This window comes from Echinimonas agarilytica (assembly GCF_023703465.1).
Classification (GTDB): domain Bacteria; phylum Pseudomonadota; class Gammaproteobacteria; order Enterobacterales; family Neiellaceae; genus Echinimonas; species Echinimonas agarilytica.
The window spans coordinates 349750-369021 of the sequence record NZ_JAMQGP010000002.1 but is presented as its reverse complement, the minus strand read 5'-3'; the positions used below and the strand labels follow the sequence as shown (position 1 = coordinate 369021).

At 45.1% G+C, this 19272-nt stretch carries 15 protein-coding genes; 8 read left to right on the top strand and 7 right to left on the bottom strand.

Annotated features, from left to right (window positions below; genetic code table 11):
- Positions 1–84: 84 nt before the first annotated feature.
- Entirely contained in the window at positions 85–378 is a 294-nt protein-coding gene (locus NAF29_RS05945; protein ID WP_251260576.1) for a YfcZ/YiiS family protein, read from the bottom strand.
- Between the two features lie 158 nt (positions 379–536).
- On the opposite strand from NAF29_RS05945, the gene NAF29_RS05940 reads away from it, so the two are divergent.
- The gene (locus tag NAF29_RS05940) at positions 537–1052 is read left to right on the top strand and encodes a sigma-70 family RNA polymerase sigma factor (protein WP_251260903.1); all 516 of its coding nucleotides are present in this window, start codon (positions 537–539) and stop codon (positions 1050–1052) included.
- Positions 1045–1755 carry a DUF3379 family protein gene (locus tag NAF29_RS05935; RefSeq protein WP_251260575.1) on the top strand — a complete coding sequence of 237 codons (711 nt, stop codon included), beginning with the start codon at positions 1045–1047 and terminating at the stop codon, positions 1753–1755. The genes NAF29_RS05940 and NAF29_RS05935 overlap by 8 nt, the downstream gene beginning before the upstream one ends.
- 9 nt (positions 1756–1764) lie before the next feature.
- On the opposite strand, the gene NAF29_RS05930 is transcribed toward NAF29_RS05935, so the two are convergent.
- A complete protein-coding gene (locus NAF29_RS05930) occupies positions 1765–2127 on the bottom strand; it encodes a GNAT family N-acetyltransferase (protein ID WP_251260574.1) in 363 nt (120 codons plus the stop codon).
- Between the two features lie 221 nt (positions 2128–2348).
- On the opposite strand from NAF29_RS05930, the gene NAF29_RS05925 reads away from it, so the two are divergent.
- Together NAF29_RS05925 and NAF29_RS05920 are read left to right on the top strand one after the other, a co-directional pair.
- Positions 2349–3782 carry an OmpP1/FadL family transporter gene (locus NAF29_RS05925; protein ID WP_251260573.1) on the top strand — a complete coding sequence of 478 codons (1434 nt, stop codon included), beginning with the start codon at positions 2349–2351 and terminating at the stop codon, positions 3780–3782.
- A 181-nt stretch (positions 3783–3963) separates the two neighbouring features.
- Positions 3964–4359 (top strand): H-NS histone family protein, encoded by a 396-nt coding sequence (locus NAF29_RS05920; RefSeq protein WP_251260572.1) that lies wholly within the window; start codon positions 3964–3966, stop codon positions 4357–4359.
- 66 nt (positions 4360–4425) lie between these two features.
- Here NAF29_RS05920 and NAF29_RS05915 read toward each other — a convergent pair whose 3' ends face one another.
- On the bottom strand, positions 4426–5358 hold the full coding sequence (locus NAF29_RS05915; protein WP_251260571.1) for a hypothetical protein: 933 nt from the start codon (positions 5356–5358) through the stop codon (positions 4426–4428).
- A gap of 92 nt (positions 5359–5450) precedes the next feature.
- On the opposite strand from NAF29_RS05915, the gene rcsF reads away from it, so the two are divergent.
- Together rcsF and tsaA are read left to right on the top strand one after the other, a co-directional pair.
- Complete coding sequence (rcsF, locus tag NAF29_RS05910) at positions 5451–5837, top strand: Rcs stress response system protein RcsF (RefSeq protein WP_251260570.1); 387 nt, start codon at positions 5451–5453, stop codon at positions 5835–5837.
- The gene (gene tsaA / locus NAF29_RS05905) at positions 5834–6523 is read left to right on the top strand and encodes a tRNA (N6-threonylcarbamoyladenosine(37)-N6)-methyltransferase TrmO (RefSeq protein WP_285817614.1); all 690 of its coding nucleotides are present in this window, start codon (positions 5834–5836) and stop codon (positions 6521–6523) included. Before rcsF ends, tsaA begins: the two co-directional genes overlap by 4 nt.
- Before the next feature lie 168 nt (positions 6524–6691).
- Here tsaA and NAF29_RS05900 read toward each other — a convergent pair whose 3' ends face one another.
- Positions 6692–8455 (bottom strand): cellulase family glycosylhydrolase, encoded by a 1764-nt coding sequence (locus NAF29_RS05900; RefSeq protein ID WP_251260569.1) that lies wholly within the window; start codon positions 8453–8455, stop codon positions 6692–6694.
- A gap of 633 nt (positions 8456–9088) precedes the next feature.
- On the opposite strand from NAF29_RS05900, the gene NAF29_RS05895 reads away from it, so the two are divergent.
- Positions 9089–13249 carry a cellulose binding domain-containing protein gene (locus NAF29_RS05895; protein ID WP_251260568.1) on the top strand — a complete coding sequence of 1387 codons (4161 nt, stop codon included), beginning with the start codon at positions 9089–9091 and terminating at the stop codon, positions 13247–13249.
- Positions 13250–13397: 148 nt separating this feature from the next.
- Here NAF29_RS05895 and NAF29_RS05890 read toward each other — a convergent pair whose 3' ends face one another.
- Together NAF29_RS05890 and NAF29_RS05885 are read right to left on the bottom strand one after the other, a co-directional pair.
- Positions 13398–13712: a hypothetical protein gene (locus NAF29_RS05890; protein ID WP_251260567.1), complete on the bottom strand. Its 315-nt coding sequence runs from the start codon at positions 13710–13712 to the stop codon at positions 13398–13400.
- Between the two features lie 86 nt (positions 13713–13798).
- Entirely contained in the window at positions 13799–14980 is a 1182-nt protein-coding gene (locus NAF29_RS05885; protein ID WP_251260566.1) for a helix-turn-helix domain-containing protein, read from the bottom strand.
- Positions 14981–15527: 547 nt separating this feature from the next.
- Between NAF29_RS05885 and NAF29_RS05880 the strand changes: the two genes are divergently transcribed.
- On the top strand, positions 15528–18011 hold the full coding sequence (locus NAF29_RS05880; RefSeq protein WP_251260565.1) for a glycoside hydrolase family 6 protein: 2484 nt from the start codon (positions 15528–15530) through the stop codon (positions 18009–18011).
- Between the two features lie 63 nt (positions 18012–18074).
- On the opposite strand, the gene NAF29_RS05875 is transcribed toward NAF29_RS05880, so the two are convergent.
- Positions 18075–19229: a TolB family protein gene (locus tag NAF29_RS05875; RefSeq protein WP_251260564.1), complete on the bottom strand. Its 1155-nt coding sequence runs from the start codon at positions 19227–19229 to the stop codon at positions 18075–18077.
- Positions 19230–19272 lie beyond the last annotated feature (43 nt).

Sequence of the window (19272 nt, the reverse complement as noted above, 5' to 3'; positions counted from 1 at the left end):
GGCACTATAGAATAGCCAAAATTCAGGCAAAAAAAGGGGCATACTAGGTATGCCCAAAAAGTGCTGGAGAGGCTGTGAGAATCGTTATCGCTGTCCGAGCTGAAAAATAAGTGCTTCAGCTTGACACGAAAAAGTGAACTCCACTGATAATTGAACACCGTCTTGTACGGGATCAATTTGATGAGTCATTTCAAAGGGTTCAGAAGAAGCTTTTACGGCGCTTTTATGCCAAACTTCAAGCAGTGCTTTCGCTTCTGTTTCATTTGCACACAATGCCGTTTGACTTGCTTTTGTGTCGCTGTTGTCCAAAATTGAACCAACATCTACGCAGCAACAAGCTTGAGATTCATGAACTTTTTCTGAAAGATTTTGACTCATTGGGTCACCGGATTCCTTAACTTAATTTGAATAATACGCCTGACTGAAAACAGAATATTGAACTGGATCAAGTTCTAGTCGAACTGTGAACTTCGTCAAACGCAAGGAAATTGTAATTCGTGCGAAATAAAAATGAATCCATCCCGGTCTTATCGGATATGAATACAAAACAAAATCGCTATGAAGCCCTTGTTAAAGCGTTTCATAAAGACATGTACAGATACGCCTACTGGCTTTGTCAGGATAGTACAGTGTCGAAAGACTTGGTTCAGGAAACTTTTTTGCGAGCTTGGAAATCCCTCGACTCCTTGAAAGATTCCAAAGCTGCAAAGTCTTGGCTCATCACTATTTTACGGCGTGAAAACGCGCGTCGCTTTGAACGTAAGCAGTTTGATTTGGTCGACATGGACGATGTAACGCTATCAGATACCGCCACTTTAAGCGCAGAAGCTGAAATGGAACAGCAGTTGATACGTCGACAAATGCAAATGCTTGCACCGGAATATCGAGAACCACTGATGATGCAAATTATCGGCGGCTATACTGGCGAAGAAATAGCAGCAGAACTTGGCCTGAACAAAAACACGGTAATGACGCGGCTCTTCAGAGCCAGAAATCAGTTAAAAGAAGCACTGGAAGGCCAAATCTCAAATAGGAGGCACAGCAATGGATGATTTAGAGTTCCGTAAACGGCTGATTGCCGATCCGTATGACAACGATGCGGCAATGAAGGAAGCCATACAAACCAGTCGTGAGCGCCAATCTCAAGTGGCTGAAATGAAAGCGTTTGATGATAAAATAGCTGCAGCACTCGCAGTGGATGTGCCAGAGGGCCTAGCCGATGAGCTATTGTTCAAGCAACGCTTCGACCAGCATAAAGAGCAGCATCAAACTCGGAAATGGATATTTGCGATGGCGGCAAGTATCACTTTGGTGGTCACAGCAACGTTTGCGCTTTGGCCTCAACCCCATTCAGAACTTGCTAATTACGCGTTGGCGCATGTGTATCATGAGCCAGCAGTTTTGAGCGACGTAAATGAACATGCCACATTATCGCAAGTCAATGCCAAACTTGCGGGTTATGGCGCACACCTAACCGAAGCGGTTGCACCGGTGTACTATGCAAACCACTGTGATTTTAAGGGAAAGCGCAGCTTGCATCTGGTAATGGGCGTGAATGATGAGCGCGTGACGGTGTTTGTTGTACCCAACGTGAATGACTTTAAAGAAGTGTCCAAGCACTTTTCCGACGGTCAGTTCAAAGGTCAAGTATTCGTGCACGGCACCACAGGGTTGGTTGTCATTGGAAAATCTGAACAACACATTCAAAAACTTGAACAAACCCTCGAAGAGAATATTAATTGGGGCCCTATCTAACCCTACCTTCTAGGCGGTTTTGAACATGTCAACGTGTTCAATGCCGCCATCATCATATGACTCTCCCCGTACTTTAAACCCAAGCCCCGAATAAAATTCGGTTAAATGAATTTGCGCAGATAACGTGATGTCTGAATTGGGAAAATCCTTGCTACTGAACTGAATGAGGGTCTTCATCATTTGTTGCGCGACACCTTGCTTGCGATAATTTTTGGCCACCACTAAGCGGCCCAACTTCACCACATCACCAGGACGTTCCGGAGGCACCAAGCGGGCATAACCGATGAGTGCTTGTTGATCAAATAGCATAAGGTGCCAAGCGTTCTCGTCATACCCATCAAGATCGCGATAGAGGCTATTTTGTTCAATCATGAATATATCTTGGCGGAGCCTTAAGCAAGCCATAAGTTGATGTGTTGAAAGCTGACAAAATTTAACAAAATGTTGCAAAAACACCGCTATTCCACCCTATAAATTCGATATTTTGCAAAGTATTCGAGAATTACCCAATGTCATCTTGCAAAACATTATTAGAACAATACACTGCGAGTGCTGGTTATTATTTATTACAACAACAATACAATTAAAACACTATGAAAATTTTATCGACACCTTGTGCAATCGCTGTAGGTTGTGCATTTTCTATACTATCGCCCCAAGTTATCGCTGCTGGATTTCAAATTCACGAGCACAGTGCCAATGGTTTAGGCCGAGCATTTGCAGGTGAAGCTGCCACCGTTGAAAACGCCTCAATCTTGGCCCGTAACCCTGCGGCAATGAGCCGCTTTGGCACAATATCTATGAGCGGCCAACTGACGTATATAAATCCGTCAGTTGATCTCAAAGGAACCACCACCAATCACTTGGCTGAAGGCTACAATACCCTAGCACCTATAGCTTCTGGGCTTTCAGGTCAGCAACTACCATCGGTCGACTCGCAGCGCCCCGCAAATGCAGAAGATTTTGCGCCAAGCGCAGTTGTTCCCAGTTTCGCCGTCATTGTGCCAATCAACGAGCGCTGGCATGTGGGTTTAGCCACATTTTCAAATTTTGGCTTAAGCACCGAATTCTCGGAAGGTTTCAATGCCACAGAATACGGCCAAAAAACCGAGCTCATCACGATTAATATTAACCCCAATATCTCATATCAGGTCAACCAAGAGCTATCTATCGGTTTAGGCGTGAATGCCGTATACGCAGATGGCAGCATTCGCTCAAGTACGCCACTTTACTTTAATGATGACAACGCCGCATACGGCGCTTATAACAGCATTGCAAATGGGCTAAATCCCCAGTTACCTGATGGTGCTCAGTTACCTAATCTTCCACAGATTCCCGGCGGCGCTAAAATTGGTGATGTTTCCGGAGACGGATGGGACTGGGGTTGGAATATCGGCCTATTGTGGGCTCCAACGCCAGATACAGATATTGGACTGACCTATCGTTCAGAGGTGAATGTAGACTTGGAAGGCGACTTCAATTCAGATCTGCTTCAGATGTCGAATGTTCCAGGCAGTTTAGGCCTAGATTTACCCGCTCTGGCAGAATTCGCAGTGAATCATCGAATGGACGACCAGTGGTCAGTGCAAGCTAGCCTCAACTATACAGGGTGGGGAACATTCGAAGAACTCACCGTTGATTTCGATGAGACGACACCCATCGGTGATGACATATTATTGAAGGAAGAAAACTTTGAGCACTCTTGGCGCGCTTCATTAGGGCTCACCTATATCATGGATGAGCATTGGACCATCCGAGGCGGATACGCCTATGACGATAGCCCCGTCAAAGATGAATATCGTACGATTTCAATTCCAGACACCTCACGCCAATGGTTTACTGCAGGCTTCACCTATGAGTTGGATAAGTCATCGAGTATTGACGTTGGCGCTGCATTTATTCATGGTCGTAAAGAATCTGTTCATGAAGAGTTTCTCGTTGATGGAAGCCCCATTACAACACTCGATGCAACATTGGATAAAGTAAACGCATATTTGTTTTCTGCGCAATATAACTACGCTTTCTAACATTCGATATAATCTCTTCAAAAGCCTGCAATATTTTGCAGGCTTTTTTGCATCTCTTCCTTTATATTTTATTCATCAATCTAATTCAAACTATTGGAATTATTTCAGCTCCGGTATACAATCTAAAGGAAATTAAAATTCAAAATTTTTATTGCTCTCTTAATTACTAGTAGGAACACTTATGAGTGACATTGCTGACATTTTAGGTAATACCCGCCGTTTACGTGCGGCTTTGCGTGGCGAATCTTCTGAACGTCTTGTTGAGTTCAAGGAAAAACTTGAAGCTTTAATTGTTGAAGTTGAAGAACAAGAAGCCGAAGAACTTGAACAACAAAAAGAACGCCTCGAGCAAATTGAAAAAATTAAAGCCCTCATGGCTGAAAGCGATATCACAGAAGAAGATTTGTTGGGCGATGCAGCTGCTCCGATAAAAGCAAAACGCGCTCCTCGCCCACCGAAATACAAGTTTTGGCTTGAAGATGGCTCTGAAGCAACTTGGACTGGCCAAGGTCGCACACCTAAGGCCTTACAAGCACAACTTGATTCAGGAAAAGCACTAGAAGAGTTCTTAATTTAATTAAGGCGATTTAATGGCTAACAAAAAAGCTCACTACGGTGAGCTTTTTTGTATCTGAATAGACATTTAAATCTGAATCAAATACCGAATCCATTCGTCATTAGAATTTTGATAATCAATGCTCGAACGAATATCAATCCAAGTGTCGGGGCCATCTTCATAAAATGCAATTTCAATCCATTGGCCATCATCACTTGAAATTTTTGCAGCGTAACTCAATCTTCCTTTTAACCCCGCTTGCTTTAATGAAGCCGATTTCGGTTCAACAGCTGAAAGTAAAGCAAACAAATCATCAGGCATTATGGGCGCAGAAATAACACTTGATGTTGACTCGAGCCATTGCCCTTTTACGTTTTTAAATACCCATTGATGTTGAGCTGCATCTTCAATGCTCACGGTAAAACGAGAAAAATCTGACAATTTTATTTGGATAGGTTTTAACCACTGTTGAATATCAGGCAAAACGAATTGACTCGGAAACACAAGATCATCAATTAAATAATTGTAGTCTTCCTTTTCCACTCGAACCCATTGCTCCCAGTTCCCTTCGCTATTTTTGATAGGCTTAGCGACCCACACTTGTCGATGGTAATTGCTCGCTCCAATCAAGGTTAGACGCAACCATGCAGGAGACTCTTGATCCCATTCATTCGTCGCTACGCTAGGCAACTCAGCCGCGTAAGGCATGCTATCTAAAATACGTCGTTGCGACAGTCGCTGAATCACTTCTGCCATCGCTGTCATATTGGCGGGATAGCCACTTTGGCCATTCACCAGCCAACGATTGTCACTGCGTTGAATATCCACCCAAGGTTGATGCTCTAACGAGTCAACTCTAAAGCGTTTTAGATAAGGGCTTTGGACCATCAACATCGGCAACAAAATCCCCTCGCGTGATTCAGCACTCTTTCGCGATTGCCCCCAAAGGGTCAACCCCACGCCAATGACTAAAGCCAAGACAAGGGAGCCTACGAGTACTTTTCGATTTGATTCAAACACGCTATTCCTTAATTAAAACACTGCTAAATGGTTGCGCTATACAGCTAACCCAAGCAGAATAATCGCTCTTTGCAACTGTACGGAAGCTGAATGTGAATAAGATATTGTTACTCGCATGCGCGACAACGCTGGTGGGATGCGCCAACAACTACGATGTGAGCACCAACCTCGATAAAGAAAATTTTACCGAGTACTTCAAGCCAAGCCAAGTCCAAGTGTTCGAAAGTGACCAGATCCCATCTGGCTACAAAAATATCGGCAGTATCGAAGGCATGAGTTGCCAACAAGCCGAAAACGATGTGCCGGCGGCCACAGCAGATGCAAGAACCCAAGCGCGCATTGCTGCTGCAAATCTCAAAGCCAATGGTATCGTGATTGACGTGTGTGAAACAGAATACAACACAGAATCACCACAATGCCTAACGCTTGTCACCTGTTATGCCCGCGCTTTGGCGGTTCCGAGTCAATCTCAGCCATGATTACTATCGGCTACGTTCGTTCCCCATATCTCGAAAAGTTTGCAGTACCTCGCCAACCTGGGTTGGCCAAAGCAGCAATCGGTCATTGTGATTTAGTGGGAGAATGTGGCCATCCCGAAGCTGTTCGAGGGTTGGGTGAATTTAGCCACATCTGGGTGATCTTTGAATTTCATCAAACCAAACAACAAGGCTGGAAACCGCTCGTTCGCCCTCCCCGATTAGGTGGAAATCGAAAAGTCGGAGTGTTTGCCTCTCGGAGTACTTATCGGCCAAACTCCATTGGAATGTCTCTGGTGAAAATAATTGCCATTGACCATCTCTTCGTCGATGGAAAGCCAGTGAATCGTATATCGGTGGAAGGTTTAGATCTGGTGGACGGCACGCCTATTCTCGACATAAAACCCTACCTTGCTTACGCAGAATCCGTTCCTGATGCCAAAGGAGGCTACGCAGACAGTCCTCCACCTGCAACCAAGCGCATTGTTTTTGGGCAATCAGCTCGCGACCAATTAGCGCCCAATACAATTCTATTGATTGAACAAGTGTTGCAACAAGATCCCCGGCCAGCGTATCAACGCGATCAAATCGGTGATCGCATTTATGGCGTAAAACTAGATGGATGGAATATAAGGTTTCGATTTGCGACGGTGGACGAAATAGAAGTTGTTGATGTATTGGCACTTTGACTAAAAACTTTGACTAAAAGCTTTGGTGCAAAAAGGCCTCGACATTGTAGCTAACGTCGAGGCAAGCGTCACTCAGTGGAGGCAGGTCAATAAGCATAAAAAAGGACACATCTTATGCTTACCTGAGTGATAGGGTTCGAGCAGCACAACATTGCTGCTCTATCTATTTTAAGGCGATTCATAGTGTTCAGAGAGTGATATACCTACATCAGCCGTACCGCCAATTTTGGCTTGATGATCCAAACCAACGAACTTGGTACCATTTTGCCAAAGCGCAGGCTTCAACAGGCTGTACTTTTCTTCGTCCCATGTCAGCCAATCGTCTTTCAATAAACCACCGGTATCGCCGGAATTGGGGTTAATGGCCCAGAATGTATGATGCAACTGCAAATCAACAATCTCATCTCTTAGCGCTTCCATCCATTGCTGGTTAATGCTGCCATCCATAAATCCGCCCCACTCACCGATTAATAGTGGAGAAATGTTGTTGTTATGGATATAGAGCCAATTAGGATTCCAAACATCTTCACGAAGACTGTCTCGCGTAAATTCAGTTTGGAACCAAGGCTGTAAATACACTAACGGGCCATAGTCATGAGGAGAATACATAATTTGCGCTTGATGACCGGGTACCATGACTTCATGTTCAGCCACACCCCGTAAATTACCGCCCCACCAATTAAAGTCATAGCACTGATCACCCTGCCCTGGAATTGGCGAAGACTTGTTGTTCACCCATTTGCCGTAACGAGGGTACGCCTCAATCCCTTCTACCAAGATGAGTGCATTCGGATTCACCTCAAGCACACGAGCTGCGGCTGTTTCAGCAACATGTTTCCAGTTGTTAGAGTCCGTAGTGCCATCCCATTTTGCAAACTCCGTCATCTCACTTTCGGGCTTACGAAGGCAATATTCTTCCCAACTTTCATCCTCTTGACGATTAATGTCATTGCCCAAGCTTCCATTTGGAATACCGTGGGGCTCATTTTGTAGATCGTAGGCGACGATGGTATCGTCATTTTTATATCGTTCAGCAAACCAACCCCAAGTGTCGTAGAAGTCATCTACAGTAATGTTTCCTTTTTCCCATCCCCAGTATGTGTGACCTGAATTATTTTGATCGGGGTGATGCACATCCATCATCACTTTTACGCCACACGCTTTCGCCACAGACAAAAATTGATCAAATATTTCTAAGCTGTTTTTGCCCGTCAAATCTGGATTTGTCGACAAGTTAACATTGGTATCGTTAAATTCACCGTTCATCCATTCTTTCATTAATTCGGTGCCAATCGGAACCCGAATCAAATTAATGCCTCGAGCAGCAGTTTGCTCTACCAAATTTTCAAGATTCACGCTCCAAAGGCCATGAAACACCCGCTCAGAAGCGTTAAGTCCAAACCAATTAGCACCCGTGATCCATACTGAATTTCCATCTTGATCAACAATTTGGTTTCCGTCTGTTGTCAGCCAGTCGTCATTGGAGGGGAATTCAGTCGGGTCGACACCACAGGCCACAACGCCGGGTAAATCACCACCGTCTCCGCCACCATCTCCTCCACCATCACCACCGCCCGTTGAGTTTCCGTTAAGTTCAAATATAGGCTGGCCCGAATAGTTACCCGGAGACGCTTTGAAGCCAAATTCAACAATACCACCGACAGGAATAGAACCGTTCCAGCCTAAATTGTCAGCTTCAATGACATTCCCCGTCGCGGTATATGTCGCATTCCACATTTGCTCAATTTCTCGATCAAATTCCCAGCTGAGCTGCCAATCTTGTACCGTAGCGTCACCGTCGGTGTTATCAATGACGACTTTGCCAACAAAGCCATCCCCCCAATCATTATCCACAACAAGAGTCACTTCTGCTGCAAGAGATGATCCGGTATAGAGCATCACTGCTATGGCCAGTGCTTTCTGCTTAAACATTTTGTATCTCCATTGGTCGCGATTCAGCAAGGGGTAAACTCTGCAGATCACGCACTTTTTAATAAGTTCTCAATTGATCTATTTTCAAGTTCGACTATTTCAGTAGCGAAGAACCCCGAAATTTCAGTACACCCACCATGCACAACGTCAGCTATTCCGGAGTTCAGAGTCAGCATGACAAGCAACAAAGAGGAGGTCGTCCGAATAGAGGACTAAGTTGGTGCAACTTCAAAACAGAAATGAAAAATGAACGAAACGTAGAAAAAAATACTCATAGACAAATCATTTTTGGGCAGCGCCGGTGGCTAATTCAAAATTCAAAGTTTTTCTGCAAGAAACATCACGTTTGAATCAGTTGAGGCTGCTATCCAAGCAACACGGATCACAACTCTTTGCACCATCAGATTTTTGCCAAAGTTCTACTTTGGACCAGCAAAGTATAACTTTGAGTTTAGAGAGTTGATTTTACGAAATACCCCGATTCAAGGTCGAAACATCAGTAGCCAAACATCCATATTGTTCATCAATGCCACCGCTGAAGTGGCAGCAATTTCTGCTCACTCAAGCAAGATTATTTCAATACAAAACGCTTGAGGTTAGTGAACGAAAATTTATCGAACACAAGGAATCACTATGAACAACTCAGCATTTGGGTACAAAGCCATCATTGCTAGCACCTGCTGTTTGCTATCAAGTGTTGCATTAGCCCAGCTAGACGGTACTAATGGCCCAGGCGTGGACAACACCGCGCGCCCTGCTGGAACATACTTAAAATTTTTGAACTACGGTGGCCGCATGGTTCAGTTTCACCGTGGTTATCTCTACATCATGGGGCAAGGTAAAACCACCCTATGGGATATTTCTGATGTGACCAATCCGGTGTTACTAGACGAACAAGACTACGGCGACAACGGCCACCGTTGGTGGAAACTTAACACTGATATTTTTTGGCGAGAATATTCAACGCCCGAAATCACTGGCAGTGGATATCACTTTATGGACATGAGTAACATGTTCGATTTGAAGCCATGGACCAACTCTAATGTACCCGTGCCCATCGCTGAAGGCGGGCAAGGTCTACAAAAGTGGCAGCTGCTAGAAACTTGGCCCACCGGTACCAACGGTGGCAATGTGCACGACAGTAGATACAACGATCCCAGTGTAAATGTAGATGCCATTACCGCGACCTTTGACACTAATAATGGCGCGGAAGGCAGTCTTAGGTTTCGAATCGGTAACCTGCTATTTACCACCACAGGCTCCGGTATTGCCGTGTTAGATATAGGCGATCCAGAAAACATTAAATTTTTGGATTCTATCAGCGGCTCTGGCTTTCAGCAGTACACCACCACCTACCATGTTTGGAAAGACAAAATCGTATTTCTAAACGGCACTGACGGCAATCTCAACGGTAACAATATGGCGATGGTCGATTTTAGCGATCCAACTGACTTAAAGCCTTATACCTTCGAAAATGGTAGAACCGGTTACAAGACATCTGAAATGTCAGCGGGCCGCTATATGTACTTCCAAGATGATTTTGGCTTTGCCGGTCACACCGACATTGCGGTCAAAATCAACATGAAAACAGGCGAAATAGCGCAAACCTTTACCGCTCCGGGATGGCCTGAAACCTATTTAGATTATCAGTGGATGCCCGTTGGTCCCGCGGTAGTCGGCACAGGTTCCAATGGCGGAGCGGGCCGCACCTTTTTCTACCAACATCAAGATACACCCGATGAAAATGGCCCTGAAATTGGATTTCACAGCCCTTCGGCTAATTCAACATCAAACCCAGTTTCGACTGTCATTGGTTTCTCGATTCCTGAGATGATCGATGAGCGCACGGCCAATGATCAAACCATTCAAATTAGGCCCATTGGAGGACAATCGATTCAAGGCGATATCACCTGGAACTCCTACCACGTACTTAACTTTATTCCCAAGCAAATGTTGTTGCCCAATACCACCTATGAGGTGAAGTTGGTTGAAGGCGGGCTTAAAGACATTGCCGGTAATGGCGTTAATGAGTTCGTTTACTACTTTTCCACCGGCAGTGAGATCAACACCGATTTTGCACCCGATGTATCGGCCATCACATACGGCAGCAATGCGCCGATCCAAGCAGGGCAAAATGTTGTTCTTGAAGTGACAGCAACAGATGACTCTGATGCGGCATTGGAGTATCGATGGGATGTGGGTCAGGGTTCGACAGCTTGGTCGACAAGTAACACCTACAGCCATACTTTTACTGATGCAGGGCTTTACAATGTCACCGCTCAGGTGCGCGACAATGTGGGTAATATCGCCGGAGCTGCTCGTAACATTGTCGTCGTCAGCGATGCTATCTCTGGACAACCGACTCAATCTGGACAAATGGCATTGAGCACCACGCTTCGAACTCTAGCCGTAGTTAATCCAGATAATGGTACCGTGTCATTTATTGATGCAGACACACTCACTAAGCAAGCCGAATACAGCATTTGTGACTTGCCGAATAGCGTCACTATTGATCAAGACGACAATGCTTGGGTTACTTGCTCTAAGAGCGATCAAGTTAAGGTTATTCGCCTATCAAACGGCAACTCAGTCACATCGTTTGATTTCGATTACGGCTCAAACCCATATCATGTGGTCGCGAATCCAAGTGGCGACACCATCTATGTTTCATTGAGCAACAAAGGACAAATTAAGTCGTTTGATGTGTCAACTCTCGCAGAAACTGGAACCGTCAACATCGAAGCAACCGTGCGAGCTATGGCGATATCAAGTGACGGCAGTGAAATGATGGCGAGCCGGTTCATTTCCAAAGAAGATGGAAAAGTTTGGAACATCAACTTGTCTAACTTTATGCTCGATACGAGCATTGTGCTGACCAATGACATCACGACTCCCGACACAGGCTCTGATGGCAGCGGGCTTCCCAATTACCTAGCCAGCGTGGCGTTCCATCCTGATGGGCAATCGTCTGTTGTAGTCGGCAAAAAAGACAATGTGGATCGTGGGCCTTTCTTTGGCACAGACCCACTAACATTTGAAACAACGGTACGAAGCGTTATGGCGACGATTGATGCGACTCAAAATACTGAACAGCAATCGAGTCGAGTTGATATCGACAATCACGCCCAACCTTCGGCAGTTTCATTTAGCCCATATGGCACACATCTATTTGTTGCGATGCAAGGGAACAATCGGGTTGTTGTATTAAATCCAAGCGATGGCACGGAAGTTCTACAGGCTGATGTAGGACTCGCACCTCAATCGATCTTGGTGGATCAAGACACAAACCGCGTCTTTGTGAAAAACTTTATGGGCCGCTCTGTATCAGTGCTCGACGCCGATGCATTGCTGACATCAGGCACACGTTCGTTACCGCTGGTTACAACCATTAATACTGTCAGTTCGGAAGCATTATCGAGCCAAGTGCTTGCAGGTAAAAAGGTATTTTATAACGCGGCAGATACACGAATGGCGCTCGACGGATACCTCACTTGTGCAACATGTCATACCGAGGGTGACTCAGACGGCCAAGTCTGGGACTTCTCCGATCGCGGTGAGGGTTTACGCAACACCATTGCACTCAACGGCCGAGGAGGTATGGCTCATGGCCGAGTTCACTGGAGCGCTAATTTTGATGAAATTCAAGATTTTGAAAACGACATTCGCAGCGGCTTCAATGGTTCAGGATTTCTCTCAACGACTGACTTCAACGCCACACGAGATCCATTAGGAGCTCCCAAATCAGGACGCTCAGCCGATCTTGACGCCCTCGCAGCATACGTTAGCAGCCTCACTGAATTTGGCAAAAGCCCTTATCGCAGTGCAAACGGTACCCTAACCACAAATGGAGCGGCTGGTAAACTTGTTTTCCAAAATGCCGGCTGTGGGAGCTGTCACACAGGGGCTTCATTTACCGATAGTCCGCAAGGCTTGATGCATGATGTAGGCACTATCTCGAATGTGAATGATCAACGTCGCGGCATACCATTGCAAGGCCTCGACACCCCCACTCTCAAGGATTTGTGGAACTCTGCACCCTATCTTCATGACGGAGCAGCCAACACGCTCGATGACGTTATGAACATCGGTAATGGTCATGGGTTTTCCGGCCTGAATCAAACACAAAAACGAAATCTTATTGCGTACCTACTTCAAATTGATGAATCAGAAACAGCGTCTCAAGGGCAACCTATTGAATTGGAGTTTTCATCAATTCAAGCCGGACAAGCCGTTGTCACCGATTCAATCCCCCTGTCTATCTCAACCAATATTCCAAGCATTACCAAGGTTGAATATTTGGCAGATGGTGTCCTTGTTGCTGAGTCATCAACACCACCATTTGATGCCACATGGTTGCCGGTTCAACCCGGAACATTGGTGTTACAAGCAAAAGCGACTTATGCCAACGGCAATACCGCCAGTTTGTCAGCTGAAACCCCAGTTTTATTTGCAGGCTCTGGCGTATGCTCGATTAGCTATAACATCAACCAGCAATGGAGCACTGGATTTACCGTGGAAGTTGTTATCACCAATAATTCAGAAGATTCGATAGACGGCTACAATTTGCATTGGAATTTAGGAATCGGAGAGCAACTTGCGTCGGGCTGGAATTCCATATTAGCGCAAACCGGACAAGTCATGCATGCCAGCGGAGCCCCGGGAACATGGGATGGTTCAATCGCTGCCAACGGCGGGACACTCACATTCGGTTTTCAAGCGTCTAAGCCCAACAATACAGCAGCAAAAGAGGTTGATTCATTCTCATTGAACAACATTCCATGCGATGTTGACTAGTGAAATAGAGTTTGATCACTAAACGCGTTAATGAGTACTAAAAAGGCCTCTCTCTTTTTCAGAGGGAGGCCTTTTTTTAAACTCAAATATTCAGGGATTAAGTCAAACCAGAGTATGGATTCCAAGCGCAGATTTGGAGCTTAAACTTTTAATCATGACTTTCAAGGCATTGTAGATACCAGCGATAATACTTTTGAACGTACGCTTGACGTTCGCCTCGGCCCTTCATGTACAGCGCCATAAAATCAGGCGGCACCGCAATATTATCTGAGCCCAGCTCAAAACAGGAACGGTCGTGACGATCACAATGGAGGTAGCTTTCAATTCTGCCATCAGCGTAGTAACGGCAATTTTCAATGCTCTGCTCTAGAATTTGATGTTGGATGAAGACCGCAATCATATAAATCAAAACACCAACGGCGGCCGCTCCAAAAACTAATCGATCATTTCGGGGTATCTTCATGAAGTCATCCTGACGTGTTAATACAACGCAGCGTAATTTAGTTCATTCTAATGTAGATGATAACGACAAATGGGTTAAATAACGGTCTACAAAGCCTCTTCATGTTCAAGTTGAGCATGCCGTTTTCTGTACTCTCGAGGGGTGACGCCTTCTGATTTTTTGAAGAAATTATTGAAGGTCGCTTTACTCTTAAAGCCGGAGTTGTACATGATATCGAGTACTGTGTCTCTGCAAGAATCATTACCAATCAACATGGCTTTAGCCGCTTCGATCCTGTACTTGTTTACGAATTCAAAAAAATTACACCCGTAGTGACGATTGATAATCGATGAAAGATTTCTTGGCGAGATACGAATGAGTTGCGCTAAAGATTCGAGAGTTAAGTTGCTTTCCAAATACGGTTTTTCAGTCGCCATGAGTGACTCGAGAGCCTTCACATGACGAGGGTCAACTTGATTCACAGACTTCACCGGTTGAGGATTAATCTGTTCATTTTCAGAAAGCTGTTTGCTGTAATCAAGTAACAGCGCCATACTAATGCTCACTAACGCACACATAACGTAGTTTGAAGAAAGACCCAACCACCCTACACTGACGGCCATTATCCCTTCCACAGAAAGCAGAATTAAAGCACTCATCAAAAAAGCAATGACCCAAACAGACAGAAAGCCATAAGCCAATATATTCATGCCTTTTACCGCATGACCTTGAAGCTGTATGGAACGATGGCCCAACTTAGTTTGATAATTGCGCAATTCCATCACGGCTTTGTAGCCAAAAAACACGCGAAGAAACTCACGCACGAGAGTCAAATAAAAAATAGCCACTTCACTACTCAACAGGTCATAATTTTGTTGGATGTGGGCTTTCAAGTCATCTGACAACATATGGTAATTGCCAAGTTGATGCGCAAAGTAAAGTACGCATGGGGCCACATATAACGTATCCCACAACCCCAATTTGAAATTACGGTAGACGACAGACCGAACAAACCAAAGCAAAAGAGGGCCTTGCAACCAGTAGCCAAACTCAAATACATAAAACCAATTAGGATGATGCATCACCATCCACTCTCGCATTCCTGCACCGTAGTTAATCAGAGTGTCGACCGGGATGGCTGCGGTACAAAGTAGTAATCCAGCCAGCAGAAGATTGCTGAATTGACTATCTGAGCTGGTATAAAAAATTAAGCACGAGAAGAACAGACATTGAAACACTGTAATGAACAATATGACATCATGAAAATTAAAAAGTACCAGTTGAAGCATTTGTAATTGACACCTACTAAAATCAGAGTGAATAAAGTGTAGAAGCCCAAATTAATAACTGCTTTAGAATTCTTCCCAATTAAGTCTTTCACAGCATTTTATTTTCAGCAAATGACCCACATCACAATTTAACCATCTGATTCATAGGTACAATTTTAATCAATAAGTTAACTAAAAATTGCATTAAAAATGCATGACAAAGCACAAATTAACGACTCTCAAATTAAATACTTAAACATTGAAAATAATTCTCTTTTACCCTCCTAGGAACGAAAAAAGCCACTATTTTCACGATAAACAGCGTTATCTTTCATATTTTCAGTATCCATCCAAAAAATGTAAAAACTACGAAAAAGCTTAGGTACAAGTTTCAACACATGCCTATATTAGTACTTTTTATTCGTTACTTTTGACGACCCTTCAAGATTTCTTGATTAGCTTTGACTGGCCAGCGCCATGAATAGGCGTGACGCACACACAATGAAGATTTCATTGAAACGCAATTATTCGTGATCCCTATTTGAAGGAATCAATTTGAGGACGAAAAATGAAACAACAACACGCACTGCAATGGTTGAGACGATCGATAGGTGCTGCCCTCCTATCTATGTCTGCATCATCAGCTTATGCAGCACAATGTGAGTACACCGTTGACAACGAATGGAACAACGGGTTTGTCGCACAAATTAGTATCACTAATGACGGCAATACAGCTATCGACGACTGGGAGATCAGTTGGAATTACTCAGGAGACAACCGAATATCAAGCATCTGGAATGCTACTATTGCAGGCACTAACCCCTATTCAGCGGAAGGATTGTCTTGGAACAGCTCTATTGCGCCGGGAGCCACTGCAGAATTTGGGATATCCGGCACAAAAGGTGCTGAGGCTGCCGAAGTTCCAGACATTTTAGGGGATATTTGTGTTCCCGCAAATCAAGCCCCGATTGCTGTCGCAACATCAGATATCACATCAGGCGATGCACCATTGAGCGTGATGTTTGACGCGACAGGCTCATCCGATCCAGACGGCCCCGATGGTAACCTTACTTATAGCTGGAACTTTGGTGACGGCACCACTGCAAGTGGAGATATGGTAAGTCACACTTACAACAGTGCTGGTATTTACTTAGCAACCGTCACAGTCAGTGATGGTGAAAAGGAATCGTCCGCAAGTATCTCCATCACCGCTGTGGGAAATGAGGCACCTATTGCAAGTGCATCAGCATCACCTGTAAGCGGCTCTGCGCCACTTGACGTAGACTTTGATGCTTCGCAATCCTCCGACCCAGATAACGGTCCTGATAACCTCTCATATAGCTGGGATTTTGGTGACGGAACTTCGGGAACAGGTGTTTCACCCAGTCATACATACACGGAAAACGGCAGCTACCAAGCAACGTTGACTGTGACTGATGGCGAGTTAAGTTCTACCACCATCGTCAGCATATTTGTCGGTGACGTAGCCGAACGTGTCGACAATCCATTTGTTGGCGTTAAATACTATGTTGATCCAATCTGGTCTGCTAAGGCAGCAGCAGAACCCAATGGGGATCTCATTTCGGGTTACAACACTGCCGTATGGATGGATCGTATCGGAGCAATCACCGACGGAATTGGTTTGCGCGGCCACCTAGACGAAGCGCTTGAGCAGAACGCAGGCATGTTCATGTTTGTTGTGTATGACTTACCCAATCGAGATTGTGCTGCGTTAGCCTCCAATGGTGAGCTCAGAATTGATGAAAATGGCTTCCAGCGCTATCAAGACGAATACATTGCGCCAATTGTAGAGATTGTATCTGATCCGAAATACAGCAATATTCGCATCGTCGCAATTATCGAAGTGGATTCATTGCCAAACCTTGTCACTAATTTGTCAGAATCCGATTGTTCGCAAGCAGACGGCCCCGGTGGATACCGTGACGGAATTACCTACGCCCTAAATCAGCTTTCCCAGATAGACAATATCTATTCATATGTTGATATTGCTCATTCAGGTTGGCTAGGTTGGTCCGATAACTTTGCTGCTGGTTCGCGATTGATTGCAGATGTGATTAAAGGCACTGACAAAGGATGGGATAGCATCAATGGTTTCATTTCAAACTCAGCGAACTATACACCTGTGGTAGAACCATTCATGCCAGATGCGAACCTAGCATTTGCTGGTTTCCCTATTCGCTCCGCGGACTTTTATGAGTGGAATGACTACTTAGAAGAGAAGGCATATGTTCAAGATTGGCGTTTAGCCATGATCGAACTTGGCGCTCCGGAATCGTTGGGCATGTTAATCGATACCGCTCGAAATGGCTGGGGTGGCGCTGAACGTCCAACGCAAGTGAGCAGTGCAACCGACATTGACACCTTTGTCAACGAGTCTCGTGTTGATCGCCGACTCCATCGCGGAAACTGGTGTAACCAACCAGGAGGCATTGGCTTCAAACCTTGGGCAGCACCGTATGAAGGAATTGACGCTTTTGTCTGGGTGAAACCACCGGGAGAATCAGATGGCATTAGTGATCCTGACTTTGAGCCTGATCCAAACGACCCAGCAAAGCAACATGATCCCATGTGTGATCCAAACGCTCCTAACCGTTATAACAATGCAGTTGGCACGGGCGGCATGGAGAACGCTCCGCATGCAGGACGTTGGTTCCCTGAGCAATTTGCAGTACTCATTGACAAAGCTTACCCAGCAGCAAGTGATCCTGCGGGTCCGCCACCACCGCCACCACCACCGAGAGATGATTGCCCAGGCATCGACCCACTTCAACCTGTTGTTATTGCAGCAAAAGGAACACAAGTGGAAATCGATCTTGGCTGTGAAGCGGCCATTCATGTGGAGTTTCCAAACCCTATCGAGCAGAACCTATACGTTGAAAACAACGGCGGTGAGTTTGATGTGTTAGTAGAGCACGCTGGGGGTTCTTATGTGGCGCAAGGTCACTTTGTGAGCCAAAGCCTTGCTGGAGTGACGTCGGTTAAGGTCACCCGAATTGATGCGGCAACGTCCATCAAACTTCGTTTTGACTAAGTTGCAACGGCTTTATTAATCCGTATAAGGGGAGCATTTGCTCCCCTTTTTTATGATGAAGTATCAGCGCCAAATCAGAGTAGATTGCACAGATACCTTATTAAATAACTCCTTCTCGTGAGCATCTGCTAATGTCATCACTCGTAGCGCAAACTGCCTGTTATCTCCAAGTCGGTCGGAAAACAAGTAAGCAATTTGGCGCTCATCCGGCGAATAAACAGGTCGAAAATGCATGGCTCCTGAATTTGTTAACTGTTTGGTTTGCCCTTTTAAATTCGACTCAAACACTTCCATTGCACCTTCGTACACCCGATCCATTTTTGATTCGTCGTAACGAAAACGATAATTGACCAATGCAGAGTAAAGTAACTGATCGCTTGCGTCATTCCACTGAATAGGCGCTTGAACCTGAGCCTTGGGCAACGCCATATTTACCACCTTTTCAGTCTCCAAATGTATCACGCTCAACTGACGAAATGACGATTGCTGATTGGGGTGTCGAATGAACGCAATGTATTGACCATCAGGCGAAAAGCTCGGCGATACATACTGCCCAGAAAACACGTCATCCATTTTATTTGATGTACTTTCAAGTTCTTTACTCGACCATTGAACCCTAAGAAGGTTGGTTTCTTGCTGATTCGTCAGCCCCAAGAGCGACAATTTTGAGATACCCGATTCAACATAAGTCACAGCAATTGAATCCCCAGATGGAGACCAGCTAAACCCGGTTACTTGGGATGCCAACAATAGAACTTGCGATGAATTGACGGGCGATAAGCTTTTTACAACCAACTCATTCGGTTTGCCTTTCGCGACGCGCTTATACACCACATACTGACCATTGGGGCTAAACAAGGGCTCGACACTATTGAAACTGCCGTCGGTAATTTGTTCAACGTGCCCTGTTGCTGATTGTCGTAGGTACAAGTGAAGCGATTCTGAGGTGCGATGTATGTCTGGCTTTAACTCGTCTTGGCGATTGGAAACAAAGATAACTTGCCCTGTTTGACTCACATCCTGTTGAACATCTCGCCAATACTTATTCTGAGTCAGCGCCTTAAGCTCTCCACTCTCTTTCATCGAATAAATATTGGTGACAGGCCCCATTACCTTGGCATTGAATATAATTTCAGCATATGAGGCGTTCATCATCAATGAACTGGAGATTCCCAAAGCAATCAACTTTAGGGGTAAACGTAAATTGTTCCTAAACATAGTCTTTCTCAACTGCTCCATTGTCAATCTAGTATCAAATGTT